The organism is Vogesella mureinivorans, from assembly GCF_007644035.1.
In the GTDB taxonomy this organism is placed as follows: domain Bacteria; phylum Pseudomonadota; class Gammaproteobacteria; order Burkholderiales; family Chromobacteriaceae; genus Vogesella; species Vogesella mureinivorans.
Window position 1 is genome coordinate 1 of sequence record NZ_VMTV02000273.1, and the last position, 404, is coordinate 404.

Sequence of the window (404 nt, forward strand, 5' to 3'; positions counted from 1 at the left end):
CGGTCGACCACAACGCGCTGGAAACCCTGGTCGCCGACCAGCGCGCCTCCGGCGTGGCGCTGAGCGTGCTCGATCTGTTCACCGATTCTGCTGGCGCCTACCTGGAACGCTGGTTCGAGTCAGAACCGATCCAGGCCCTGTTCGGTTTCGATGGCGTGGTCGGCAACTACGCCAGTCCGTACGCGGCTGGTAGTGCGTATGTACTACTGCATCACGTCTTCGGCGAGGTCAACGGCAAGGCCGGGGCATGGGGCCACGCGATCGGCGGCATGGGCGCGATCACCCAGGCGATGGCGCGTGCGGCAGAAGTGGCCGGCGTGCAGATCGAAGTGAACGCAGGCGTGGCCGAGGTGCTGGTCGAGCAGGGCAGGGCGGTGGGCGTGCGCACCGAGGACGGCCGCGTG

The 404-nt window shown here is 67.8% G+C and carries 1 protein-coding gene; it reads left to right on the forward strand.

Annotated elements, in window-relative coordinates; all coding sequences use genetic code 11:
- On the forward strand, positions 1-404 hold a 404-nt coding region (locus FLQ44_RS08240), incomplete at both ends, for a phytoene desaturase family protein (protein ID WP_206208762.1).